Source organism: Pseudomonas endophytica, assembly GCF_001411475.1.
In the GTDB taxonomy this organism is placed as follows: Bacteria; Pseudomonadota; Gammaproteobacteria; order Pseudomonadales; family Pseudomonadaceae; genus Aquipseudomonas; species Aquipseudomonas endophytica.
In genome coordinates, this window is the sequence record NZ_LLWH01000197.1 from 1 (window position 1) to 26,783 (window position 26,783).

14 protein-coding genes and 1 pseudogene are annotated in these 26,783 nt (G+C 52.7%); 11 read left to right on the top strand and 4 right to left on the bottom strand.

Annotated elements, in window-relative coordinates; all coding sequences use genetic code 11:
- From AQS70_RS17645 to AQS70_RS17670, 6 genes are all read left to right on the top strand, one after another.
- A partial coding sequence (locus AQS70_RS17645; protein WP_187331827.1) for a PilZ domain-containing protein occupies positions 1 to 691 on the top strand: 691 nt, incomplete at its 5' end.
- The gene (gene bcsB / locus AQS70_RS17650; RefSeq protein WP_055104043.1) at positions 688 to 3,006 is read left to right on the top strand and encodes a cellulose biosynthesis cyclic di-GMP-binding regulatory protein BcsB; all 2,319 of its coding nucleotides are present in this window, start codon (positions 688 to 690) and stop codon (positions 3,004 to 3,006) included. The genes AQS70_RS17645 and bcsB, both read left to right, overlap by 4 nt.
- A gap of 3 nt (positions 3,007 to 3,009) precedes the next feature.
- Positions 3,010 to 4,140: a cellulose synthase complex periplasmic endoglucanase BcsZ gene (bcsZ, locus tag AQS70_RS17655; protein WP_055104044.1), complete on the top strand. Its 1,131-nt coding sequence runs from the start codon at positions 3,010 to 3,012 to the stop codon at positions 4,138 to 4,140.
- Positions 4,128 to 7,658 (top strand): cellulose synthase complex outer membrane protein BcsC, encoded by a 3,531-nt coding sequence (gene bcsC / locus AQS70_RS17660; protein ID WP_055104045.1) that lies wholly within the window; start codon positions 4,128 to 4,130, stop codon positions 7,656 to 7,658. The genes bcsZ and bcsC overlap by 13 nt, the downstream gene beginning before the upstream one ends.
- Positions 7,659 to 8,133: 475 nt before the next feature.
- Positions 8,134 to 9,792, top strand: coding sequence for a nitrite/sulfite reductase (locus tag AQS70_RS17665; protein WP_055104046.1), 1,659 nt, complete (start codon positions 8,134 to 8,136; stop codon positions 9,790 to 9,792).
- Complete coding sequence (locus tag AQS70_RS17670; protein ID WP_055104047.1) at positions 9,776 to 10,270, top strand: DUF934 domain-containing protein; 495 nt, start codon at positions 9,776 to 9,778, stop codon at positions 10,268 to 10,270. Before AQS70_RS17665 ends, AQS70_RS17670 begins: the two co-directional genes overlap by 17 nt.
- A gap of 62 nt (positions 10,271 to 10,332) precedes the next feature.
- On the opposite strand, the gene AQS70_RS17675 is transcribed toward AQS70_RS17670, so the two are convergent.
- Positions 10,333 to 15,450 carry an NEL-type E3 ubiquitin ligase domain-containing protein gene (locus AQS70_RS17675; protein WP_055104048.1) on the bottom strand — a complete coding sequence of 1,706 codons (5,118 nt, stop codon included), beginning with the start codon at positions 15,448 to 15,450 and terminating at the stop codon, positions 10,333 to 10,335.
- Positions 15,451 to 15,667: 217 nt separating this feature from the next.
- On the opposite strand from AQS70_RS17675, the pseudogene AQS70_RS23665 reads away from it, so the two are divergent.
- Positions 15,668 to 15,754: pseudogene (locus tag AQS70_RS23665) on the top strand (DUF934 domain-containing protein); the annotation flags it as partial.
- A gap of 55 nt (positions 15,755 to 15,809) precedes the next feature.
- On the opposite strand, the gene AQS70_RS17680 reads toward AQS70_RS23665, so the two are convergent.
- Both AQS70_RS17680 and sohB read right to left on the bottom strand, forming a co-directional pair.
- Entirely contained in the window at positions 15,810 to 20,924 is a 5,115-nt protein-coding gene (locus AQS70_RS17680) for an NEL-type E3 ubiquitin ligase domain-containing protein (protein ID WP_082428152.1), read from the bottom strand.
- A 167-nt stretch (positions 20,925 to 21,091) separates the two neighbouring features.
- Complete coding sequence (gene sohB / locus AQS70_RS17685; RefSeq protein ID WP_055104050.1) at positions 21,092 to 22,111, bottom strand: protease SohB; 1,020 nt, start codon at positions 22,109 to 22,111, stop codon at positions 21,092 to 21,094.
- A gap of 203 nt (positions 22,112 to 22,314) precedes the next feature.
- On the opposite strand from sohB, the gene AQS70_RS17690 reads away from it, so the two are divergent.
- From AQS70_RS17690 to AQS70_RS17705, 4 genes are all read left to right on the top strand, one after another.
- Entirely contained in the window at positions 22,315 to 23,025 is a 711-nt protein-coding gene (locus AQS70_RS17690) for a histidine phosphatase family protein (protein WP_055104051.1), read from the top strand.
- Between the two features lie 55 nt (positions 23,026 to 23,080).
- Complete coding sequence (locus AQS70_RS17695) at positions 23,081 to 23,395, top strand: SCP2 sterol-binding domain-containing protein (protein ID WP_055104052.1); 315 nt, start codon at positions 23,081 to 23,083, stop codon at positions 23,393 to 23,395.
- A 185-nt stretch (positions 23,396 to 23,580) separates the two neighbouring features.
- Entirely contained in the window at positions 23,581 to 24,648 is a 1,068-nt protein-coding gene (locus AQS70_RS17700; protein WP_055104053.1) for a phosphotransferase family protein, read from the top strand.
- Positions 24,649 to 24,672: 24 nt separating this feature from the next.
- Positions 24,673 to 25,440, top strand: coding sequence for an SDR family oxidoreductase (locus AQS70_RS17705; protein ID WP_055104054.1), 768 nt, complete (start codon positions 24,673 to 24,675; stop codon positions 25,438 to 25,440).
- Positions 25,441 to 25,519: 79 nt separating this feature from the next.
- On the opposite strand, the gene AQS70_RS17710 is transcribed toward AQS70_RS17705, so the two are convergent.
- On the bottom strand, positions 25,520 to 26,783 hold a 1,264-nt coding region (locus AQS70_RS17710), incomplete at its 5' end, for an RHS repeat-associated core domain-containing protein (RefSeq protein ID WP_162233912.1).

Here is a 26,783-nt window from a genome sequence, read left to right on the forward strand (position 1 = left end):
ACTTTCAGTCCTCAATGTGCTCGGCCTAGGCTTTGCTGTATGGCGGCTATTTACCGGGCCCGCAGACGAGATCATCACCGTGATCGTCAGCGTACTGTGGGTGATTTATAACCTACTGATTATCGGTGCGGCTGTTGCCGTGGCGGCTGAAGTCCGTCAAGTGCGCCAGACCCATCGCGTGCAAACTCGTTTGCCGGGGGCCATTAAACTGGCCGACGGCCATCGCTACCCCTGCGAGCTGGTGGACTACTCCGATGGCGGCGTCGGCTTGCTGCTTAATCAACCATTGCCGTTACCGGTGGGTTCATTGGTGTCGCTAGTCCTGCAGCGGGGCAACCGCGAATTTGTGTTCAACGGAACACTCACGCGCACCCATGACTTGTTTATGGGCTTAAGTTTTGCCCAATTGCCGCCAGAACAAAAAATCGAATTTGTCCAATGCACCTTTGGGCGTGCTGATGCTTGGCTTGATTACAACAGTGAGTTTGAAGCGGATAAACCGATTCAGAGTCTCAGAGAAATTCTCGCGTTGGGCGCTAAAGGCTACTACCGCCTATATGAGTATCTACCTGCATGGTTGCGCCATCTGGCACGCCCGTTTGTGCGGGCACTACAGTGGCTGGGCAGCTTTCTGCCGCGCATGCCCAAAGCGTCTACCCCTCTTACTTCCCGGCCAGTGAGCAAATCATGAGTCGTTTCGCCAAAAAAACTTTCTTCACCAGTCTTGCATTAATGGCCTTGGCCTCAGAACTAATGGCTGCGCCCTTACCTTTACCTACCAGCGGCTCGGCATCTGCGCCCAAAGTGCCAGCAGTGGAAAGCACCGCTCCACTGCCAAACTGGTCAGTCACTCGCACATTTGAGCAGTTGGGTCGCCCAACTGACACGTTGCTGCTGGGAATCAACAGTGCCGAGCAAGTTGAGTTCACGTTGCGCCGGGACCGAATCGCCAGTGATGCCAGCTTGCAACTCAATTACACGCCCTCACCCTCGCTGATTCCAACCCTTTCGCATATACGGGTGTATCTCAATGAGGTGCTGATGGGCGTAGTGCCCATTGAGAAAGAGCAACTGGGGCGCCAGACGCAACAAAAAATAGCGCTTGATCCACGGTTGGTATCGGACTTCAACCGCGTACGCCTAGAGTTTGTCGGCCATTACACGGACATCTGTGAAGACCCGGCCAACAATACGCTGTGGGTTAACATCAGCCGCGGCAGTAGCCTGACGCTGCAAGAGCAGGCACTGAGCTTGAGCAATGACTTGGCGTACTTCCCGCTGCCATTCTTCGACCCGCGCAATAGCGGCAAACTGGAATTGCCGATTGTATTTGCCGCCGATCCAACCTTGGGCGAACAGCGCGCGGCTACCATCTTGGCCTCCTACTTCGGCAGCCAAGCCAACTGGCGCGGCGCTAAGTTCCCCGTGCTGTTTGATGCACTGCCGAGCGTACAAAATAAGGAAGCAACCCAGCCTTCAGTGGTCTTTGCAACCAACGACCATCGCCCGGCGTTTATGAGTGATCTGGAAAAATTTCCGGCCGTTGATGCGCCGGTGGTTGAGTTGATTGATCACCCGGACGCGCCTTACAGCAAAGTGCTACTGATCATGGGCCGCAACGAAGAAGACCTCGCCACCGCAGCCAAAGCTCTCGCGTTGGGCGGCAATTTGCTACGCGGCTCTCGAGTCACGATCAACAAGGTCGAAGAGTTGCAACCGCGTAAGCCTTACGACGCCCCAGCCTGGATGCGTACAGACCGCCCGGTGCGCTTCGCGGAGCTGGTCGCCTATCCAGAGCAACTGCAAGTTAGCGGGCTGCAACCTCGACCTATCACGCTGGATATCAACCTGCCGCCAGACCTATTTGTGTGGCGTAACCAGGGTATTCCGCTGCGCACTCAGTACCGCTATACCGCACCGTCAGCCAACGATGATTCGCGCCTGAATATCAGCCTCAACGATCAATTCATCACGAGCCTGCCGCTGACGCGCAAAGACACTAGCCGTTTAGAAGAACTACGTTTGTCGGTCCTGTCCAATGACTCTGCCAACGTCAACGACAAGCTAATCGTACCGTCACTGAAAATCGGGGACCGTAACCGTCTGCGCTTCGACTTCAACTTCGCCAGCACCATGGGCAGCGCTCAGCGTGATCACTGCCAGACGATTCTCCCGGCCAATACCCAAGCGGTCATTGATGAAGACTCGACCATCGACTTGTCCGGCTACCATCACTACTTGAGCATGCCTGACCTTAAGGTCTTTGCCCGCAGTGGCTTCCCGTTCAGCCGTATGGCTGACATGTCGGAGTCGATTGTGGTGGTTCCGAGCAAAGGCACAGCCACTCAAGTCAGCACCCTGCTGGAAGCCGTAGCCAGTATCTCTGCGCGCTCAGGCTACCCAGCCTTCGGCGTACGCCTGAGCGATGACTGGCAATCGGCCTCCAAGGAAGATGCCGATCTTCTGTTGTTAGGCGTTATGGCACCTGAAATGCGTGATAACCCGGATCTGAGTCTACTGTTGCAACGTCAACACGACATGCTGGTCCAGCCTTACGGCAACACGGCGATCGACGCTACTAACCGCCGCGGCCCGTCTATAGATGGTCGCAACCAGCCTGCAAACCGAGTTGAAGTGACAGCTCAGGCTCCCATAGCGGCTATGGTCGGCATGCAGTCCCCGTCTCACAACCAGCGCAGCATTGTGGCTTTGTTAGGCAACGACGATGCTGACTACACGCTGTTACGTGATGTTCTGACTGACAGCAGCAAGATGGACGCCGTGGCCGGGTCAGTGGCACTGATACGCAGCAGTGGTATCTACAGCCAATTGGTGGGTGATCAGTACTACGTCGGCAACCTGCCTTGGTACTTGCTGATGTGGTATCAGCTGTCCGAACACCCGGTTCTATTGGCGATACTGGCCGTCATTAGCGTGCTGCTGAGTGCCTTCTTGTTGTGGCGTGCACTGAGCTGGGCCGCTCATCGTCGCCTGCATAAGGAGTAATCCATGCTCCGTTTTACGGCGTTAGCGCTCAGTATGTCCGTGGCCTTGGGTTTATTGCCCCTGGCCGCCAGTGCTGCGAGTTGTGACTGGCCCGCATGGGACAGTTACAAACAGGCCATGATGAGCAGCGAGGGGCGCATTATTGATCGCTCCTCCAAGCAGTTGATCACCACCTCCGAAGGTCAGAGCTATGGGTTGTTCTTCTCTGTGCTTGCCAATGACAAGCACAGCTTTGCCCAGATCCTTGAGTGGACCCGAAACAACTTGGCGGAAGGCAGCCTAGAAACGCACCTGCCAGCGTGGGAATGGGGTCGTTCTGAGTCTGGAAAATGGCAAGTCCTAGACAAGAACAACGCGTCCGACGCAGACCTATGGATTGCCTATAGCCTCTTAGAGGCCGGACGTTTGTGGCAGAACCCAGAGTATTTGGCGCTGGGGAAAAACATGCTCTGGCGCACCGCCGCGCAAAGCCTGCGGCCGCTGCCGGGGCTGGGGCTGATGCTATTACCGGGTGATGTGGGCTTTGATGGCGCGCAAGGCTGGCGCCTCAACCCTAGCTACCTGCCGCCACAAGTGCTTGCACGCTTTGCCCAAGTGGCGCCGATCTGGGGTGAGCTGGAGGCGAGTCAACACCGCATGTTGATCGAAGGCTCACCCAGAGGGTTTGCGCCCAATTGGCTGATGTGGGAAGCCGCAGGTGGCTGGAAGCCAGACCCCAAGCCAGATCCGAAACATGGCAGTTCGGGTAGCTATGATGCTATTCGCGTGTACCTGTGGGTCGGGATGCTGGCCGAGGACGCGAAGAACCGTCAAGCCTTGCAGGCGCATTTTGCGCCCATGGCCGCCCTCACCCAAGCCCTGGGTTATCCCCCAGAATCAGTAGACGCCTTAACAGCCCAATACACGGGCACTGGCCCGGTGGGGTTTTCGGCGGCCATGCTGCCATTGCTTGCCAGCCTAAACTCACCGGCCTATGCCGTGCAGCAGATCCGGGTAGAGCAAGATCCACCCGCAGCGGACGCTTATTACAACCAGTCATTGTTGCTGTTTGGCCAAGGATGGAATGAAAAACGCTATCGCTTTGACAAGGATGGTCAGCTATTACCGGCGTGGGTTCACACATGCAAAAACTAATGGCTTGCGCGATTTTATTGAGTGGCATTTCTGCTTCAGCGCTGGCGCAACCGGTCAGCATTCAGGATCAGCAACAGTGGTTGCTGGAGCAGGCACGTATTGGCGAAGCTCTGTACCGGGATGACCTAGTGCGCGACTCACTCGCGCGGCTGTGGCTCATTGCACCCAATAATCCAGATGCATTGGCGGCGTCGGTGCGTCAGGCTTTGCTGGACAAAAAACCGGACCTCGCAAAACAACGCTTGGCCCTGCTGCAACAACTGGCGCCCGGTTCAGCGGCGCTGCGTCAGGCACAAAGCCTGATGAAGCTGCAAGATCCGCAAGCGCAGAAGCAATTACAAGAGGCACGCTTGTATGCTGCCGCTGGTCGCCCCAAAGAGGCGGTTGCTGTTTTTGAGCAGTTGTTTGGCGATGCCCCGCCCGATTTTGCGACCCATTTAGAGTACCTGCGCATACGCAGTAATATTCCAGGCCAACGCCCGCGCACCATCGAACAGCTCAAAGCACTGGATGGGCTATATCCCGGTAACGTCGGCCTGCGCCAAACCTTGGTCGACCTGCTGTTTCGGGAAAAACGCGATGCCGAAGCGCTGGCGGTTTTGAATCAACTGTCGTCAGACCCCAACGCCAGCAGAGCAGCGGCAGAGCGAGAATTCGAGTACCTCAACACCTTACCGGTTGAGCGCTCCACCACATTGGCATGGCAAGCCTATTTACAACGCTATCCGCGCTCGCCGTTACTGACCGACGCCACGAACAAGCTCCAAGAGCAGCAGAAATTGCTTGCAGACCCTGCGTGGGTGGGGGGCGCACGAGGCAAGCAAATGATTGACCAGTCACGCACTCCAGCGGTTGCTGAAGGTTTGCTGCGGCGTGCGATCAAGCGTTACCCCGATGATCCGAGCTTCCATGGCGCGCTGGGTTTGGCATTGTTCCGGCAAAACCAATACGACAAGGCCTACACGGCTTTCAGCAACGCACACAGCAAAGAGCAAGACACCTTCTACATCAGCCGCTGGCAAGACCTGATGGACGCCAGTCGTTATCAACTGCTGCTCGCGCAAGGTGAAAAAGCGCTGCAGCGCAAAGACTTTACTGGCGCACGTAAAGCCTTTGAACAAGCACGCAAAACTAAGCCCCAAGATGCAGACCCGCTGGTTGGGTTGGCTGATATTGCCGTGGCCCAACAGCAGACGGCTCAAGCCGAAACCCTGCTGCTGCAAGCCAGACGAGTGGAGCCCAGCAACAGCAGCGCCGTGCGCGGGTTGGTGCGCATCTACGCGGCGCAATCACCGGCCAAAGCCAAGTACTTACTGGACAGCTTGCCGCCTGCCCTGCAAAAAACATTTAGCGCCGAGCGCCAGCGCTTGGAAGCGGACGAGTTGTATCGTCAGGCTGACGCGGCCAGTGAGCGCAAAGATTGGCCGCAAGTCGTTGCGCTGCTCAGTAAAATCCGCAACTTGACCCCAGATGAGCCTTGGCTGACCTATCGTCTAGCCAATGCACAGCGTGAAATCAATCAGCCGGGCGCCGCGGACGAGAGCTTCAAACAATTGATTCAGCGCCAAAGCAATAATCCTGACGCCCTCTACGCCTATGCACTTTACCTGTCCAGCTCCGAGCGTGATGCCAGTGCCTTGCGTGTGTTAGAGCAACTGCCTAAGGCGCAGTGGAATGATTCCATGCGCGATCTCGACCTGCGCTTGCAGCGCGGGCTACTGCTGGAACGTGCTGACAGCTTGCGCAAAGCGGGTCAAGAACCCCAAGCAATTGCCCTGCTGATGCAGAACCCCGATAACGATGACCTATTGACCCTCGCTCGCTGGGCCAAAGAGCGTAATGACTATTCCCAAGCGCAAACACTCTATGCACAGGTATTGCGACAGGAACCTGACAACACTGACGCGCAGTTGGGGCAGATCGACAGCTTTATCGCGGTTCAGCAACTGGATGCAGCACGTCGCCAGCTTGATCGGTTCAAGCCAACTCCTGGCACCCCTTTGACGCCTGCACAACAATCGCTAGTGGCCAATTCTTGGGCTGCCGTCGGCGAGCCTGACAAAGCTAAAGCGATGTATGCCGAGTTACTCAAAACTCCGCAAGTCGACCCAGTGGTATACCGCGATGCGGCGCGGCTGATCTCTGCTAAACAGCCTCAACAAGCACTGGACTACTACGCTAAAAGCATGGCTGCCACTGGTTTACTGACCCAAGCAGAGGCCAACCCGCGTGATAACCGAGCCATGACCTTGGCCAGTCGCGAAAAAGATGACGATGAATGGTTAGAAAGCAGCCTGCGCAGTGACGTGGACGAGTTGTACCAGCGGCAAAATCCAACCTTGCACCTGTACACCGACTACGGCTGGCGTGCGGACGATGCCTCAGCGGGCACCTCCGACACCAACACCCAAACCACCATTTTGCAGTTGGACTTGCCGATAGCGGACGGCAGCGGATTTGTCCGCGCAGAGCAAATCAACATGGATGCGGGCAATTTCGACACCGATGAAGACGGGTTAGTGCGCGAAAATTACGGCACCTGCGCCGTCTCAATCAAACCTAAAGGTACTGACGATCCAGGCCTTTCCGGCTGCGATAGCCACTCACAGTCAGCCCGAGGCACGACCTTAGCCGCCGGTTGGAAAAACGACACGTGGGAGGTCGACTTTGGGCGCACGCCAGAGACTTTCAAAGTGCCTAACTGGCTAGGCGGAGTTGCTTACAGCAGTAACCTAGGTTCATTGGGTTGGACCTTAACCGGCTCACGCCGCCCGATGAGCAACTCGATCCTGTCCTACAGTGGCGCAACAGACCCCAACACCGGTGTGACGTGGGGGGGCGTGACATCAAATGGTCTGACCTTGAGCCTAAGCCATGATGAAGGCGGTGTTGACGGCGTATGGGCCAACCTTGGTCAGCATTGGTTACGCGGTAAAAATGTCGAGAACAACCACAAAAATACCGCCATGGCCGGTTACTACTACCGCTTGGTCGAACGGGCCGATGAGCGCATGCGCACCGGGTTGACAGTCATGTACTGGAGTTATGACAAAGACCTGAGTGAGAACACCCTCGGCCAAGGTGGTTACTACAGCCCGCAGCAATACTTCTCAGTTGGAGTGCCGTTGAACTACGCGTGGCGCACAGCCAACTGGTCGGTGTCATTGGAAAGCTCGGTGGGTTGGTCGTACGCAAAGACTAAATCCAACGACCTGTATCCATTGAGCGGTCTGAACGACAAACTTCTGAGCGCCCTCGACGAACAAGGTTATGAGCTCTCTACGCCGCTAGGGGAAACCTCGGACGGGAGTAGCAGCGGCATCGGCATACGCCTTCAGGGGCTGGTTGAGCGCAGACTAACGGATAATTTGGTATTGGGTGGTGGCTTGTTGTATCAGCACAGCGAAGGGTACGCCCCGAGCCGGGCCATGATGTATCTGCGATACACCTTTGATGCCTGGCAAGGCAATCTGCCTTTACCCGTGCAACCCTTGGGACCGTACGCAGACTTTAGATAGTGCTTATTCGCGATTTTTAACGATAAAAAGATCGCTAGAACCCGTAGGAGCTGCCGAAGGCTGCGATCTTTTGATTCTTGAACATCAAAAGATCGCAGCCTTCGTTCCTCGGCAGCTCCTACGAATGACTGCTCCAAAATAGAGCCGCTGCCGCGACGAGTACAACCATAAAAAGTATGGCCCAAGCATCTACCCTGCTTGTGGGTTTACGCACTTTCATTGAAGTTCTCATCGCATCGCCTTTTTTCGGTTTTGTGGGTGAATGCTTAGAAGAATGTCTTCAAGTTAAGCCCAGCAATATCCTTTCTACAAGTAAGTGATTGAGAATCAACCCCGCATAGGCGTTTTGGTTCTTTGCATATGCTTAAACATCACTTTTGCGCATAACCACAAACTGGTATCTTGCCTCCGCTCCGTGGGGAGTGCGCGGCCGTGCGCGCAGATAAGCTGTAAGCAGCCTGAGAACAGGATCTATATGTACGTATATGACGAGTACGATCAGCGGATCATCGAGGACCGCGTAAAGCAGTTCCGAGATCAAACCCGACGCTACCTGGCAGGGGAGCTGAGCGAAGAAGAATTCCGCCCTCTGCGCCTGCAAAATGGCCTCTATGTTCAACGTTTTGCCCCAATGCTGCGAGTCGCCGTGCCGTATGGCCAACTGACTTCGCGTCAAGCGCGAATGATGGCAAAGATTGCCCGCGACTATGACAAGGGCTACGCCCATATCAGTACTCGCCAGAACGTGCAGTTCAACTGGCCTGCGCTTGAAGACATTCCCGATATCCTGGAAGAGCTGGCGACGGTGCAAATGCACGCGATCCAGACCAGCGGTAACTGCTTGCGCAACGTTACGACCGACCAGTTCGCCGGTGTAGCAGCCGATGAATTGATCGACTCACGCCCATGGTGTGAAATCGTCCGCCAGTGGACCACCTTCCACCCAGAATTCGCCTACCTGCCGCGCAAGTTCAAAATTGCTATCAACGGCTCGTCCTCTGACCGCGCAGCGATCGAAGTCCATGACATCGGGCTTGAGCCTGTGCTCAACGAAGCTGGCGAACTGGGCTTTCGTGTATTGGTCGGTGGCGGCTTGGGCCGCACGCCGGTTATTGGCGCATTCATTAATGAATTCCTGCCATGGCAAGATTTGTTGAGCTACCTCGAAGCCATCCTGCGCGTTTATAACCGCTATGGTCGTCGTGACAACAAGTACAAGGCCCGTATCAAAATTTTGGTTAAAGCCTTAACGCCTGAAGTCTTCGCCGAGCGTGTTGAGGCCGAAATGGCTCACCTGCGTGGAGGCTCAACCACGCTGACCGAGGCTGAAGTTCAGCGAATCGCCAAGCATTTTGTTGATCCAGACTACAAAGCCCTTCCAGATTTCAGCTCCGATTTAGCCGAACTGGACCAGCAGCATCCAGGTTTCGCTCGCTGGCGTGTTCGCAACACCTTAGCTCACAAAAAGCCGGGCTATGTTGCCGTGACCCTGTCGTTGAAACCGACTGGCGTTGCACCAGGCGACGTGACAGACAAGCAGTGGGACGCAATTGCCGACTTTGCAGATCGCTACAGCTTCGGCCAATTACGCACCTCTCACGAGCAAAACATCATTTTGGCTGACGTCGAAGAGAGCCAGTTGTTCACCCTGTGGGGCGAGTTGCGTGAGCAAGGCTTCGCCACGCCGAACATTGGCTTACTGACCGACATGATCTGCTGCCCGGGCGGCGACTTCTGCTCGTTGGCCAACGCCAAGTCAATTCCGATTGCCGAGTCCATCCAGCGCCGCTTTGATGATCTTGATTACCTGTTTGACATCGGTGAGCTGGACCTCAACATCTCTGGCTGCATGAACGCGTGTGGTCACCACCACGTCGGTCACATCGGCATTCTGGGGGTGGACAAAAAAGGCGCTGAGTTCTATCAAGTGTCGTTGGGCGGTAGCGCAAGTCGCGACGCCAGCTTGGGCAAAATCCTCGGCCCATCCTTCGCGCAAGATGACATGCCGGATGTGATTGAAAAGCTGATCGACGTTTATGTTGAAAAACGCAACGAAGACGAGCGTTTCATCGACACCTACCAACGTATCGGCATCGACCCTTTCAAGGAGCGCGTCTATGCAGCGAATCATTAAGAACAACCAAGTAATCGACGAAACTTGGCACTTGCTGCCCAAGGACACGAGCTTAGATGGTATTTCCAACTGCGACGACTTGATTGTCCCTCTCTCCCTGTGGCGCGATCATGCCCATGCGCTCAAAGCCCGTGACGGTGGCTTGGGCGTATGGCTGGACAGCGACGAAGAAGCTGAAGAGATTGGCGAAGACGTGGCGAACTTCCAGGTGATCGCCTTGAACTTCCCTGCCTTCACCGATGGTCGTAGCTACTCCAATGCCCGCCTGTTGCGTGATCGCTACGGCTTCAAGGGCGAGTTACGCGCCATTGGCGATGTACTGCGCGACCAGTTGTTTTATCTGCACCGCTGCGGTTTTGATGCGTTCGCCATTCGCGCGGACAAAGATCCGTATGAAGCACTGGAAGGCCTGAAAGATTTTTCAGTGACCTACCAGTCTTCAACCGACGAGCCGATGCCTCTGTTCCGTCGTCGTTAAGCATTAAGTAACTGCCCTGATCTACAGGCTTCATAGGTGGCTCAGGGCTGTTACTGCTCAACTTAAACTGGTGCGCCCGCCCCCAATGCAGGCAGTGGATGGGTTTCGAGCTCCGTGCGGGTCAGCTGCGTCACTACCTCAGCAACCGCCTTCTTGCGCTCATGGCCCACCCTTTCGGACTCACGCCTGTATTCAGCACTACTGTGCCTTAACCGCTGTGAGTACACCTCATCCAGTAACTCTTGATACCGGGCCTTGACGGTTGTGAACGCATCCGGGTTTTTCTTCTGCATGTAATTACTCCAGAACTCCTGAGCGGAAATCGACTGAACCAATGCTGGCATCTGCTCTTGCTCAAGCACGTAATTCCTCGCAGCTTCGAGGTCAGAGTCAGATACGTTGGCAATATTGCCGAAACGCATGCTGGTAGGCCTTGCAGGTAACTCCAACTGGCCGGACAGGTGGACGTGATAAAACATCTGGATTTCCAGGGGGTCAAGGCGTGCTATCTGCCGTTGAACACTGCCTGAGCTTAGCAATTGAGCCAGTCTTAAACCTTCAGCAGTCCCCAAGTTGTAGGCCACGCCCTGTTGTTCGGCAGGCTGCAACTCGACCAAAGGGGCTGGTGCCAATTCAGGGTTTACCGTATCAACCAACTCTTGGAGTTGTTGCACGTACTCGCGCTGTGTGGCGTGAATGGCATTAATCCGTGCCTTGATAATGCTCAACACATGCTTGTTAAGCATCTGGATACGGAACAAACCACGGGCCAGTTTAAGCATCGACTGCTCGCTATCGGCTGAATGCTCGGCCAGAAATACCAGATGATCCAGCTCCAGCTCAGCAAACACCATCGCAATGCCGTCACCACAAGTACTCAGGTGCCCTGCCAACCCAAACAAGCGCGTGCGCAGTTCGGTGTTGTCATCCGCAGCCTGTAGTAGTACCCAGACGCGTCGTGTCAGGTCCACTCTTGTTTGCGCAAATTGTGATGAGGTACTTAGATCCTCAATCACGGCAAAGAAGTCAGCGGAGCCAGGCTCCCGAGCCAAGGCGCTCCATATGTTTCTTTGCTCAGGAGTGGGAGCAGCAGACCAAAGATTAATGCCTTGCGGGCGGGATACATGCTGACGTGACTCAGACATGCCTAAATTAATCAGGTCGTTTTCTCGGTAAATCCTCAAGCGCCTGGTCGAGTCAGAACTCAATGGATTGTCATGCAAAGAGGTAACCCTATTGGTGGCGGCCATTGACTCGGTCAAAATTCCTTCCGGGATATGCGTGATTACGTTGTTACGCAGGTCCAGCGCCTGCAAGCGGGTTAGCACTTGAATACCAGCGGGCCATGTGCTGATCCCCGTATTACGCAGGATTAAATGCTGCAAATTGGCCATATGATGCACTGAAAAATTGTGCCCTAGGGGGTTACTGGTCAACACCAGCGATTTTAGTTTAGTCATCGCTGACAAGACTTCTGCACTCTGCGGGGTCAATACAATTTTATTGTTGCTCAGGTTTAAATGCGTCAATTCCGGCATTCTGGCAATACTGGCCGGGAGTTCCGTCAATTGCGTGTTGCTAAGCGACAAATCGCGCAGCCCGGTAAATATCGCCAACAGACGAGACGGGATTGTGCATGAGGTATTGGCCAGGTGTAACGAAATGACATGAGGGAAGCTTGCTTCCAGAGGTGGCAAAGCATCGACCGGCCAACCATTGAGATCCAGCTCGAAACCTGCGACCCCCTCCAGACTTATCGGTGTACTCAACCTGCGCCAGGCGCGGATCAGCGCTCTGCTCATGGCTTGCTTGGTTTCAACAGGAACCAGCACACGGGAGCTTCTTGTTGGATAGGTCCAGACGCTGTTCTGCTCCCACTCCAACAATGTTTTTTGCAACGCCTCAAGTTCTGCTTTGAGCCTCACCAACTCACGGGCGGCTAAGCCTGGAGTGAGGTGCAAACGATATAAAAACTGGCCCATCTGGGATTCCGACATGTTCGGGTAAAGCATCTGGACCAAGTCTTTTAATTTCAACGGCCGGCTTTCTTCAAGCAGATGCCCGGACTTTCCCCCCAAGGTATAACCCAACCGGCCATCCGAAAGACGCATGGGTGATTTAAACCAGGGTTTTACCTTTTGCATTCCCAATGCCTGCGCTGAGTTGTTCCGTTGCCGGGCAGCCTGAGTGGCAATGCGCGACATAAAGTCAGCATAAGAAAGTGAAGCTCCAGCATTGAGACCTTTACGTTCGCTATCACTCAGCGATTTGAATACGCAAGCTGTCAAATCGGGGCTGGTGAAGGGTGCCCCGGCACTTGTGCCGGAAAACTCATACTGTTCGCCTTTTTTGAAAATTTCACGGTTTAACGCCCCGGCCTCACCTGCAATGACCCTCAATTGCTCGTTGTTAAGCTCGCCCAGCACCGAAATACTCACTTTCGGCGGCCAACCTGCCAGTTGTGGCAGTGTATGCCAGGCCAGGTTTTGGCTATCAGGCGTGCTTAAAGCGTCGTAAAAAAGCCCCTCAAGCGCCCGGTTCAAGCGCAGCCGTTGTGCATATAGGCGCGCCTCCTCTAACGCACGCAGGGGTAAGTGCCCCCGATAGGTGAGCGCAGATAATTCATTCTCTGTCAGGTGACTGACCAACTCCTCAAGGACATTGACCGGCAAGCTCGGGAACTGGTAGCGGATGTTTCTTAGGGCAGGTGCAAGAGTCTCATCAGAAGCATAAAGACGCGAAGCCAGGGAGCGCTTGGTTGCCTGAGCCAGGCCGGCCAATTTTTTCGCCAAGGCCAGCGTTTGCGCTTGCGTACCTGTGATGGCTTCTCCTAGCAGCGCTTCGATGTGCGCTTCGGACATGGACTCTAATACGGCTTTAAGCAATTCGCCTTTATCAATGCGTGTTTGCGCTATTTCCACCCTTGAATAAGCTTTTTCAGCGCTCAGCCCAAAGTCCTTGAAAGTCCCGCGTTGCAAATTAATCACTCGCAGCCCTTGATCTTGCGGCCAACCCGGTAACTGGCTCAGCAGCTCAAGCTGCATGGGCGCAAAATCGACCGTGCCATAGACCCCTTTTTGCATCTGTGACAAAAACTGTTCAATGTGTTCACTGAGACGCACGCGCTTGATGCAATCGGCCAACAGGGGTGGCCTTGGCAAGATGTCAATGTACATCTTGCGCAGTTCCCTTTCGGTCGTACCCGTTACAGACAGAATGTGTTCGACGGTAGCGTCGGAAAATAGCTGGGTATCAGGCCCCAGGCGCCGGAACAACTGTGGTCGCGACCAATGCATGGGCGCATCGAATTCATGGGTCCACGCGCCACTGCCGTTATGGCGCAGGGCCGGGCTGTATGCTTCAGGGTTTTGCAGGGGGTCAATGGCCATTTGGCCTGTGTTGATATCCCCCTTCACTCGATACACCTTTTGCTCAAGCTTCAGGTATTGCTTGTCGAATAAGCTGTAGAGGCCACGCTCGTCAGGCTTAAGCCCAGTCAGAATTTCAGGTCGACACTCGTAGGGCTTCAGATCAGGCCTCCATAAGCGTTTCTGCCCATTACCAAGGGTCACTTGAGTGAGCCGGTTGACCACCGGTGCAGGACTCAAGGACTTGGCCGCGCCAGGTACCGCCACCATGGCAAGGTTCTGCGCCACATCAAACAGATGCTCCAGGGCGGCGACTTTGTCGTTACGTTCCCAAGCCTCAATTCCCTCGTAGACATCAGCACCCAACTGAACCACGCCAAACAACAGCATCATTTCCCCGACAACGGGTACAAACCCCAGTGCTAGGGTCAGGGCACTCAACCCGGCGTTCCAGAAAGCAGTCTGGCGTTCAAGACGCGATTTGCTGTCTTCGTCCTCGGTAGGCACTGCCAGAAGGCGCGCGTCATCTTTGATTTGCGCCAATTGCAACAGCCACGACACTTCAAACGGATTGCCCACTCGGGCAATCACCTCAGATTCATTGAAGAGCGCAGGCTCATAGATAATCGGCGGACGGCGTAGTAACAAAGAGTCCCAAGATACATTTTTGAGGTCTGTTCTTCTGATAAATTCGGCCCGGTAACGCAAAGGCACTAACTTCACGAAGTAGTCAGCAAATTCGCGCTGCTTGAGCCATTCGCGCAACCCAACCTTGAACTGATCAATACGCTCGTACTCATAAAAGGACCGATTGGGCGCTTGTGGCAAAAACACAACACAGCGTTGTGATTGACCTGCAGGACGTTTTTCGGGCCACAAAACGATTATTCCCGGTACCTCAAAGCCCATGACTTTGAAAGTGCTATGCAGGTTATCCGGGACCCGCCCTTCTTGGAGAGGAAGCCGCAGCGCACTTAGCAAGACGTTATAATTTTCTACTGTTACGTGGCCTTTCATATAATCCACATGAAGCTCAACCATAAATTCAAGGTGTTTATTTAAAACAAAGGTCGTTTTCAACGTGTGAGCTTTGGAGCGAGAGTCTGATATATCAAACTCATTTTCAATGGGCGTAAAAACGCCATTCAAATGCCACTGATATTGTTCACCTATATTGAGGTCCCGGCATAGCCGAGCAAACGTTTCAGGTTCTAATCCAGGCAGTTCTTTGAACTCATTATTCTGACAGACATAAATGCTTGTCCCCGGATCAAAACCGCCTTTAATTGTTTCACTGCCCTCAAAATTCTGCAGGGCTGCTTGAAGCAGATCATGGTGACTGGTACTGGCAACCAGATTGATTTCCAGTGATGCTGGCACCAACGACTCCGGCAAAAAAAGTTTAGCCAAACTGTCGACTACTTTTGTTTGCTGGTTCGCGATAAATATAACGGCATTGTTTAACAGCCGCACTTGTTTGAATCCATGAATCTTGGGTTCAATAGAGCTCCAGCCATAAAATGACAGGGCGCTTTTTAACAAGGGCGTGGCAAACTGCTCAATGGGCGTGATCCGCGCATACACTGCTGCAACCTCAGCCTGTGTAGCATGCCATTGCGTCATGGTCTGGCGCAGGGATTCGCGGACCAGTAACGTGGCGTCCTTGAACCACGCAGGCATCTGTTGTGTGATCAGATCTTCATGCTGATGCTGCACCTCGGCGTCAGCTAATTGGGCGGGCGTGAGCTGTGTTTCCGGTGCGAGGGACGTTTGTTCGAGAGTGGATTCGGATAGAACTTTTGGGGCGGTCATGGCATAAGCCTTTATCAGAAGTTGACACTTCAGCTTATAGACAAAGCCCACATAGATTTAATTGAATAACTGATAACTTAATTATTAAAAGCAACGACATTCAGGACGGTAAAAATATATAGCTAGCGCACATTAAATATAAAACCCCTGTGGCGGCTTTTACGCTGCAACAGGGGGGGCTTTTTACCAGAAGCGTTGCTGAGTAAAGCGATTCCACTATGAAGCGCTAGAGGGCTTGAAAGATTTCAGTGTCACTTATCAGGCATCTACCGACGAACCTCAGCCTCTGTTCCGCCGGCGTTAAAGCTCACTCGATTCCGGCTCCCGTGATTGCATTACGTGGAGCCAGCATCATATTTTCAGGCCGCTGAAGTATGTAACACCGCTCTCAACTGCGGGTTCTGTTCAATTTCCTGCTCAGTGAGTCGAGCCACTAGATCCAGCCGGGCATACTCCCGCTCTTCAACCACAGTCTCTACTTGAGCGACATACTCGTTATCAAGCAGGGATTTTCGTGCCGTGAAAATAGCTTCCATGCGCTCGTCCTGAACCTCGTCTGAGCTACTAAATGCGTCTTTATACTTAAAGCGCAGAAAGTTCTGCCAGTAATCACGCGCAATCAACGAAGCCTTTAGTGTTTGAGGTGTTTCCTGGGACTGGACATAGGTCTTTGCAGCCTGCAACTCCTCAGGTGTTACCTGTGCCACATTTTCAAAAATCATACTGTGCGGCCTCGCGGGTAGTCCCAGTTCTTGTGCAAGATGAACTTGGTAAAACATCTGAATTTCCAACTCATCAATTCGTCCGAGCTGAGCTTGCAACCAGTGCGGGCTGAGTATCTCTGCTAACCGAAGCGCCTCAGGCGTTCCTAACCTGTACGCGGCACCTTGACACTCTTGTGCAGACATTTCGCTCAAAGGCCGATCCGCTATTTCTGAATCGGCAGCATCAATCAATTCCTGCAAACGATTAACAGCTGTCACAGGCTCAGCATTTATCAGCGCCACACGCCGTGTAATGACACTGTCAACATGTTGATTGAGTGCTTCAATGCGAAACAGTCCTCGGGTTATATGTAAAAGTTGCTCCTCACTGTTAAGGCCATGTTCGGCCATGTAGATTTGCAGGCGCAGTTCTAAATCTGCAAATACCATGGCAATACCATCGCCACATGTTCGAGGCTGAGTGCTGATATCAAATAGCCAAGCGCGCAAGCCCGTATTTTTATGCATAGCGCTCAATAACGCCCATACCCTCTGACTCAGATTTTCATAATCTCGGGTGTACTGCGCCGACGCACTCAAGTCTTCCAGCACTTGAAAGAAATCTGCTGCGTTCTCTTCTGCCCGCAGGCTAGTCCATAGCGTAGCTTGCTCAGCGCTGGCCACCTGCGCCCAACGCTGAATACCCCGCGGCGAACGTATGTGCTGGCGAGATATCCATAACCCGAAGTTGATACCTTCCTCCTCCCGATAAACGCGCAGGCGCCGCAACGAGTCATTGCTAAGGGGGTTGTCGTGTAAAAACGTCACCCGATTGATAGCATTACGCGCGGGCGACAGTACCTCTTGTGGAACATGTCTGATTGCGTTATCGCGCAGATCGACAAGCTGGAGACGCGTCAGCAATTCAATCCCTTCCGGCCATTGGTCAATACCCGTATTGCGCAATTGTAAGTTTTCGAGCTCGACCAATGGCCCCACTGATAATCTCGTGCCCAAGGTATTACCGGTTAAATTCAAGGTTTTAAGCTTGGTTAACCCGACTAGAATATGTTGCGTTGCCGGGGTTAATACAATCAGATTACCCTGAAGGTTCAAGATCTCCAGTTCTTTCATGTCCTTAATCGCTGCAGGCAACTCGACCAAGGTATTGTTTTTTAGGCTTAAGACTCTTAACCGTTTGAACTTTTCAAGAAAACGCACTAGAAATTGCGACGCCGCTGCATGACTTAAGCTCAGGGTGTTTATGTGGGTGAAGTCAGCCGATAACGCGGGCAGTGAATCGACAGGCCAAGCATCTAAGTCCATCTCGTAGCCTATTCGGCCTCCAATTTGACTGCTTGTTGTCTGACGACGCCAAGCCCGCACAAACTCACGGCTCATCAAGCGTTTAACTTGGGTTGTTACTTTAAAGCGTGGCCCAGTACTCGGGTAACTCCAGACATCAGAGGCCACCCACGTATCCAACTCAATACGCAGAGTTTCCAACTCTGCCTTCAAGGTAAGCAAACTACGTGCGATTTGCACAGGGCTCTGACTCAAACGATATAAAAAGTGCCCTGCTTGAGACTCGGTCATCATGGGGTAGAGTTCAAGTACTTGATCCTTGAGTAATTGCGGACTGCTGTCAGGCAACAATCGACCTGAACGACCACCCAGTGGATAACCAAAGCGATCGTCTGCCAGTCGCAAAGGCGACTTGAACCAAGGCTTTATATCTTGAAGACCTAACGCCTTTGCAGTAACAGAGCGTTGTTCAATGGCCGCTTTCGCGACGTTCATTGCAAAAGCCCCATAGGGGTCACTGCCAGGTAAAGTCAACGCAGATACCTCATCGTGGGATAGCGTTTCGAAAATGCACCTGAGTAAAGACTTATGTCTAAAAGGCGCGCCTTCACCATGACCAGAGTACTCATAGTAATCACCGCTCTTATGCAACTCTCGCGCATAGGTCACTGAAGGGTTCCCTATAGTATCTAGCACGTTGCCTGAGGCTTGATCGCGAATCACCAGCCGTAAATTCTGAGGCCATCCCGGGACAGAGGGCAAAATTTTCTTGGCAACCGCCAAGGTATCCTCATTACTGAGCGCATCATAAAGAAACCCTTCAATAGCCCGGTTGATGCGCAAGGCTTGAACATAGTGTCGAGCCTCTTCCAGTACAACCAGTGGTAAGCGCTCTTGATGAAATACGACAGCAAGTTGATCTGGCGTTAAATTGTCTACCAACTCTGTTATGACCGACGCTGTCAGGCTCGGAAACTGTTTTTTTATTAATCTCCCATAGGCAGGTATTACCTCGGTTTCGTTATAAATACTGTTAAACAATGTAGCTTTATTGGTTTCTGCAAAAACGCCCAGCGTTTTTGCTAGGGCTTGAATTTGCTGTTCATCCCCAGCAACCTCCCCTCCCAACAACTGTGCAATTTGGGTCTGCGTCAAACAATCAAGCGTCACTTTTAACAGGTCACTGTGGATAACCTGAGCCTCAGTCACTTGCACTCTCGGGATCCTTGAGAGTAGGTCGTGTCCGTATTCCCTGAAGGTCACTCCGTCATTGCCCACCACCCGCAGCACGCGATCTGCTGGCCAACCTGACAGTTGTGTTATCAGTCGCAACTGTAAATCGGCATCAGCATCCAGCCGGCGATAACCGTTTTTCATTATCGAGACGAAGGTTTCAATTCGTTCAATGAGCGCTGCGCGCCTGACGCCGTCTACTATCATAGCCGGCGGCGATACCTGTTCAAGCAGCACGTGTCGCAATACGGAATCCGATACATTAGACAGAATCATAACCTTATCGATTGCTTGAGGCGATAATACCTGTGCATCACACCCCATACGCTTAAATATCTTAGCGCGCCCCCACTGTAATGGGCTGTCCATCTCATGAGTCCAACTGCCCTTATTGTTATGACGCACTTTAATTTTATAAGCGCTTGAATCGACAGGGTGCACTAAATAAAAACTGTCTGTGTTGTTATCTTTCTCAATACCATAGATTTCATCATCCATTCTGACATAGGACTTACCCAGCACGTTATATACACCTCGCGTGTCTGGCTTAACCTCGTTTAGATTCACCTCATTAAACTGATACCCTTCAAGTGTAGGGCGCCATAACCGGGTCACACCACGCTCAATTTTAACCGGCATCAAAACATCCACTTTTGGCGGCCCCTTTAACGCTTTGGCAACACCAGCGGTACTTGCCAATAGCGCCACGTTTTGAGCCACATCAAACAAATAGTTAATCGCCGCAAATCTATCATTTCTCTCCCATGCTTTAATGCCCTCGTAGACTTCCTCTCCCAGCTCAACGACACTGACAGCCAACAAAATCTGCCCTAGCACCGGCACAAAACCAAGCGCTAGACCTAACAAGCTCATGCCCATATTTAAGTACATGGCCTGACGGTCAATGCGTGTTTTTTTATCTTCATCATCTGTCGAAACAACTAATAGGCTGGCATCATCCTTTATTTGCGCTAACTGTTGAGACCAGGCGACTTGAAAAGGATTTTCCTGTTTAGGATTATAGTGCGAGTTGGTAAATAGAGCGGGCTCATAAATAATTGGAGGTCGCCGTAACAGCAATGAGTCCCACGTCGGTCGCTTGATATGCGTACGCCGCACAAATTCGGCGCGATGACGTAAGGCAACTCGTTTAGTTAGGTAGCTGGCAAATAGCGGACTTCTCAACCACTCCCGCAAGTGAGTTTGAAATACACTAAAAGACTCAAATTCATAAAAACAACGATCCGGCCCTTGCGGCAGATACACAATGCATGGCTGCGCATGATGACTGTCTTTTCTGAGCGGCAAAAACACCATCACACCTGTCACTTCGAAGTCGAGTATCTGAAATGTTCCGTAGCTCGCAGGGCCCGAACTGTAATACGTGTCTGGTGCTACCAATAGATCACTAATAAAGCTATAACTTGCAGGCGATAAATAACCTTTCATGAACTCCAAGTGCAGGGCGCACGAGAATTCATGCCGAATATCGTCACTGAATGCTTTTTTAATCTGATAGGCCTTCGAGCGAGGATCTGTGATCGCCCATTCATTTTCGACAGGAGTGAACTGCCTGTCCAAGTGCACTTGATATTGAAAACCCAGATTCAGATCACGGCATATCTGTGCAAATTTTTCCGGTCTAAACGAGGCGTTTAGCACTTCGGCATCGTTAGGTCCCATCGAATAAATAGAAGAGCCTGTATCAAAACCACCTAACTGTGTCTCGGACGCTTCAAAATTTTGCATCGCGGCTTGCAGTAGATTGTGATGCGAAATACTCGATACCAAGTTCAGCTCCAGTGACTCCGCAATAAAATCTTCCGGTAAGAGCGTTCTTGCCAGTGTATCGACCAGCTTCAGTTGCTGGCGCGCAATGAAGATTAATAAATTATCGAATAAGTGCACCTGTTTAAATGCATTGGTCTTAACATTTAGATTCCCCCAACCATACGCACTTAAAGCCGATTTCAATAAAGGCTCACAAAACTGCTCAACAGATTGCACATTGGCAAACACCTGCGTGGTTACGGCCTGTGTTTCATGCCTTAGCGTCATGCTTTTTTGTAAGGCTTCACGCACTGCTTTCGGAGCTGTTATAAACCAGCGCGGTAATAAAGTAGAAATAAGAGGCTCGTATTTATTGGCTATAGGTGTCTGCGCCAAACGCGTAGACTTTTCGGTCACCTGTAATACGACATCGGAGGGAGTAGCGTTGCTAGTAGTTTCCATGACTAAAGCCTATCTCGTATGAGACGTTCAGCTTAAGCGCATGGTTTACACAATTGAGTTAGATGGCTACCACCCAAAGCGAGTTCTTGCAGTCACCTGCATAAGAGCCCGCTCTTAAATGGGAAATCAAGCCTGCACATCCTTCAGGGTGGCAGGCTGAGGTGCTTTTACCAAAAGCGGTTCTGGGTCAAACGCGCCCACAATGAATCTACAATACGTTCCACTGAGGTACTGGCGGCCAACCCGATACGCTCTTGCAAGCTTTTACGCTGAGCAAAGTGCAGCTTATAAAGCTCAGCACCTTTGGCGCGTTCCGATAAATACTCATCGCTTGTTTTCAACTCGTCTACCAAGCTTTTTTCAACCGCCGCAACACCCAACCAAACTTCACCCGTGGCAACTTCATCAATGGTTAATTGTGGACGATATTGCGCGACAAAGTTTTTGAACAGTTGATGAGTAACGTCCAAGTCCTGCTGAAACTTCTCACGACCTTTTTCTGTGTTTTCGCCAAATACGGTCAACGTGCGCTTGTATTCACCGGCAGTCAGAACTTCGTAGTCAATGTCATGCTTCTTCAATAAACGGTTGACGTTAGGCAACTGCGCAACAACCCCAATAGAACCGAGGATGGCAAACGGGGCGCTAATAATTTTGGTGCCTATACAAGCCATCATGTAGCCGCCACTGGCCGCTACTTTATCGACGCATACTGTCAATGGGATGCCTGCCTGACGAATACGTGCCAATTGAGATGAAGCCAAGCCATAGCTGTGCACCATACCGCCACCGCTTTCCAAGCGCAGTACCACTTCGTCAGCGGGAGTCGCCAGTGTGAGTAAAGCGGTGATCTCATGACGCAAGCTCTCAGTAGCAGAGGCTTTGATATCGCCATCAAAATCCAAGACGAAAACCCGCGGCTTATCTTCGGGTTGTTTCTTCAGCTTTTTATCAGCCTTGGTCTGCTCCTTTTTTAGGGACTTGAGTTGGACCTTAGACAAGAGTGACTGCTCAAGCTTGTCGCGCAGCCCTTTGTAAAACTCGTTCATCTTAACGACTTGCAATTGCCCGGACGTCCGACGACCTTTGCCTCGTAATACCGCAAGGGTCATTAGGACAACCAGAATGGCAACGACCAAGGTCACCGTTTTAGCCAAAAAGCTGGCGTACTCGGCAAGAAATTCCACAGCCTCTCCTTAAAAACGCTTATAGCCCTAGGGTTAAGGCCTAGAAATGATGCCCAGCATACCGGCGTCATTCAGCTGCTGCCAGCCGTGAAATAGCTTGTCGTTGGTCCGTGTAGACAATTCAAACAAGCGTATGTTTTTTTATTGACAGGCTCTCGGCATCCTCCTAACCTCGCCTGACTTTCAACGTACCGGGAGCGGACGTGGGCCACATCTACTTGATTCGACATGGACAAGCCTCATTCGGAGCAGATGACTACGATGTTCTGTCGCCTCTGGGCGTGCAGCAAGCTCAAATTACAGGTCAGCATTTAGTTGATCTTGGGCTTCGTTTTGATCGTTGCGTCTCTGGTGATCTGTTACGTCAACAGGACACTGCCAAGCACGCAATGGCCCAGCTCAAAGCCGCAGGCCTTCCCGCTCCAGAACTTGAGATAGACCCTGCTTTCAATGAGTTCGATGCGTTTGGTGTTTTGGACGTTTTGCTGCCAGGCATCATGACGCAAGAGCCAGAAGCCCTGAACATTCTTAAAAGTGCGAGCGAGAACCCTGAAGAGTTTCAGCGTATTTTCGATTTAGTTATTGCGCGCTGGATCAGCGGCACCTATGACTCACCTCATATCGAAAGCTGGCCAGCCTTTGTAGAACGCGTACAAAGTGGTCTTAACCGAATTCTCGACGTCGCCAGCCACCAACAAAATATCGCTGTGTTCACCTCCGGCGGGAGCATCACTGCCCTGCTCCATGTTCTAACCCAAATTCCAACCAGCGAAGCGTTCAGGTTGACCTGGCAAATCGTCAATACCTCGATCAGCCAACTCACGTTTAGCGCTCGCGAGGTAACCCTAACTTCCTTCAACAATCATGCACATTTACAGTTGTTGAAGACGCCCTCGCTCATCACTTACCGATAAGCACTGGCAATCGCGGCCTGAGTGCCGCTGTAACCCACCCCAAAAGGATCGAACCATGACTTCTGTAGCTGATGCCGTTCAAGCAATGAAAGCTAAATTCAACCCAGCCGCTGCTGCGGGTCTGGATCTGGTATTCGGTTTTCGCATTGATGACACCAAGCACTTCTCTCTGATTGTTAAAGACAGCACTTGCGAGCTGCAAGAAGGCGAGAACCCGGACGCTCAGGTGACCCTAGTGATGGACGGCGAAACGCTGGAAGGCATCGTTAGCGGTGAGACAGACGGCATGCAAGCATTTATGGGCGGCAAACTGCGCGCTGAAGGTGACATGATGCTGGCCATGAAGCTGAGCGATCTGTTCCCTGCCTAAGCCACACGTAACATCTTTAAACCGAAGCCCCCGTGCTTCGGTTTTTTTTTAACGGCCTCAACCAAAGTCGATCAAGGACGCTGATAAATCGTCAACACCGGTACCTATTAAGGCTGTACTTATCCCAATGGCGCATTAGATTAGCGAATGTTGTTAGGTATGAAAAATAAGCAGAAGAGATCAACATGACGCTTAGCGACTCATCAATTCGCCCCCGTGCTGGCGAGGAACTCGATGCCCGTCAGATTGACTCTTACCTGAAGGCACACATTCCGAGGCTTTATGGACAGCCGGCAATCAGCCAGTTCCCAGGCGGTGCTTCCAACCTGACCTACCTGATTCAATACCCAGATCTTGAGCTGGTGTTACGTCGCCCGCCATTTGGCCATAAAGCCAAGTCGGCTCATGATATGGGCCGCGAGTTCCGCATCCTTAAGCAACTCCAAGAGGTGTTCCCGTATTGTCCAAAAGCTTATGCCCATTGCATTGATAACAGCCTTATCGGCTCCGAGTTTTATGTCATGGAGCGAGTCAAGGGCATTATTTTACGTGCCGATCTGCCCAGTGAGCTGGCTCTGACCGCAGGCAGTACACGAACGCTGTGTAAGGGTTTTATCGACACGTTGGTCGAGTTGCACCAAGTCGACTACCACGCCTGCGGCTTGGGTAATCTGGGTAAGCCTGAAGGCTATGTGCAGCGTCAGATTTGCGGGTGGACCGAGCGCTATGAAAAAGCGCTAACCCCAGATGCTCCTCACTGGTTGGAGGTAAAAGTGTGGCTCAACGACAAAATGCCAGACGACCACCCGAAACCAGCCATCATTCATAACGACTATCGTTTCGACAATGTGATTCTGCAACCCAATAACCCAATGCATATCATCGGCGTCTTAGACTGGGAGCTCACAACCTTGGGTGATCCCTTGATGGATTTGGGCAATACCCTCGCCTACTGGATCCAAGCCGATGATCCGGCATCGGTACAGCAGTTACGTCGCCAACCCAGTAACGTCCCAGGCATGCTGACCCGCCAAGAGTTTGTTGACTATTACGCCGAACATTCGGGTATTCAGATCGATAACTACGATTTCTACTACACCTACGGACTGTTCCGTCTGGCGGGGATCGTCCAGCAAATTTACTACCGCTACTACCACGGCCAGACTCAGGACAAACGCTTTGCGCCGTTCGTCCATATGAACGCACTGCTTGAGCAAATGAGCCTCAAGGTCATCCGCCATTCCAGCCTTTAAGTACGCGATGCACAGGGAGTCAGCATGCCCAAGACCCAATTGTTCGACCTCAACGGCAAAATCGCCATGGTATCCGGTGCCAGCCGCGGCATTGGTGAAGCCATCGCCAAATTGCTGGCGCAACAAGGCGCGCATGTGATTGTTTCGAGCCGCAAGCTCGAAGGCTGCCAACCGGTCGCCGACGCGATCATCGCCCAGGGCGGCAAGGCTACTGCAATGGCCTGCCACATTGGCGAAATGGAGCAAATCACCCAGACCTTCGCCCGTATTCGCGAGGCGTTCGGTCGCCTCGATATTCTGGTTAACAATGCAGCGACCAACCCACAGTTTGGCAACGTACTGGACACTGATTTGGGCGCATTCCAGAAAACAGTCGACGTGAATATTCGCGGTTACTTCTTTATGTCGGTTGAAGCCGGCAAGCTGATGCGCGAACACGGCGGCGGCAGCATTATCAACGTGGCCTCGATCAATGGCGTTTCGCCAGGTCCATTCCAGGGTATTTATTCGATAACCAAAGCGGCGGTCATTAATATGACCAAGGTCTTTGCCAAGGAGTGTGCAGGCTTTGGTATCCGCTGCAATGCCTTGCTGCCAGGCCTGACCGACACCAAATTTGCCTCTGCACTGGTCAAGAACGAGGCCATCCTCAAAGGCGCACTGCAACAGATTCCGCTCAAGCGCGTGGCTAATCCGAGTGAAATGGCCGGTGCCGTGCTGTATCTGGCCAGTGATGCGTCCAGCTACACCACGGGTGTGTCGTTGAATGTGGATGGCGGTTTTTTGTCCTGATGTAACGCCAACGAGCTTGCTCGCGATCTGTTAATAATCAAAAGATCGCGAGCAAACTCGCGTCTACAACGGTGGGAGTCTATCGGTTCTGGCCTGACCACCACCTGCGCGCATAATTGCTGTACCCCTCTCTGGCCTTGAGCACGGCAACACCGCGCAGCTCAGTGAGTGCACTGGCTACGCCACGGCCAATTGCCACTAATATTCGTGTTCCCCCACTTTGTGCTCCGGCGGACAACCCGGTTGCATAACGGGCTATTGACTCGATACCGACCCCCGCCCAATGGCCCCATGCCTGATTGAACATTCGACTCACACCGCCATGGAGGGTGCCTGCCAAATCGGGAATCTGGAGGGTGTCCCCTTGTGATTCATAGACCGAAGTCTGGTGCCCTGAGCGAATCGCCGTGCCCGCCGCAGCATCGTAGCCTTCTATGATGGGACCAATATTGGGAAGCAGAGCACCGGGTATCAGTCGATTAAAAATCGCATTGGGCACCGTGGCCAAACCATAGGCTCCTGCGGCCAGCAGGGTTCTGGGTAGTCTGGCCCCCAGGGCCGTTGTGCCCCACGACACGCTGGTTCCTAAACCGCGCACGGTTTGCTGCACTATCTCCCGGGAAAAAGCGCGCACATGGCCCACCAGCCGCTCCCGCGCCACCGGGTCCCATTCATGCTCCAGGTTCGTGGCCGCGTCTTGACCTTGGAGGGCAAACCCCCGGTCTGCTACAACGGATGCGATAAAACCAAGAAACGGGCTCCAGCGGGTCCAGTTGCCCAATAAACCCACCGACATATGCAGCACGGCCACTGCATCTAGGGCGGCCACCGCTTGCCTCAATATATTATTCAGCGCGCGTGTCGGCTGCCTGCTGGCAAACAACAGCAAATCGACCCCCACTCCAATCGCGTTGCTTGCGCCGGTTGCCAACCCGTCACGAATGGCGGCAGAGCTTGCAGCCTGAAAAACCGGGCGAACACGACTTACAACTCGAGCCGCCACCGCGCGAAACCTGCTGAAAATGCCTGGTTTTTTTTGCCCCCTCGCAAGCCCTTGGCTATCGACATAAGAGACTGGGTTGCCGCGTACCATGGCATAAAGATTCAAGTCATCAATATCTCCGGCGGGATCGGCACTGATCCAGCGCGACAGCCAAGGCGCGTAATAACGATGCCCGTAGTAATACAACCCACTTGCGTCTCGCTCTTTGCCGGAGTAACGAATGGTTTTACAGGATGCCTCTACCGCGTTTTTCGCCGCCCACCAGGCGGTCCCGCCATAGGGGTAGTACGTTTCATGGCTCAACACCTGCGCGTTGCCATCCAGCTCCAGCGTATTGTTG

Coding starts and splice junctions, on each gene's coding strand:
- bcsB (WP_055104043.1), top strand. CDS start 688: ATGAGTCGTTTCGCCAAAAAAACTTTCTTCACCAGTCTTGCATTAATG.
- bcsZ (WP_055104044.1), top strand. CDS start 3,010: ATGCTCCGTTTTACGGCGTTAGCGCTCAGTATGTCCGTGGCCTTGGGT.
- bcsC (WP_055104045.1), top strand. CDS start 4,128: ATGCAAAAACTAATGGCTTGCGCGATTTTATTGAGTGGCATTTCTGCT.
- AQS70_RS17665 (WP_055104046.1), top strand. CDS start 8,134: ATGTACGTATATGACGAGTACGATCAGCGGATCATCGAGGACCGCGTA.
- AQS70_RS17670 (WP_055104047.1), top strand. CDS start 9,776: ATGCAGCGAATCATTAAGAACAACCAAGTAATCGACGAAACTTGGCAC.
- AQS70_RS17675 (WP_055104048.1), bottom strand. CDS start 15,450: ATGACCGCCCCAAAAGTTCTATCCGAATCCACTCTCGAACAAACGTCC.
- AQS70_RS17680 (WP_082428152.1), bottom strand. CDS start 20,924: ATGGAAACTACTAGCAACGCTACTCCCTCCGATGTCGTATTACAGGTG.
- AQS70_RS17695 (WP_055104052.1), top strand. CDS start 23,081: ATGACTTCTGTAGCTGATGCCGTTCAAGCAATGAAAGCTAAATTCAAC.
- AQS70_RS17700 (WP_055104053.1), top strand. CDS start 23,581: ATGACGCTTAGCGACTCATCAATTCGCCCCCGTGCTGGCGAGGAACTC.
- AQS70_RS17705 (WP_055104054.1), top strand. CDS start 24,673: ATGCCCAAGACCCAATTGTTCGACCTCAACGGCAAAATCGCCATGGTA.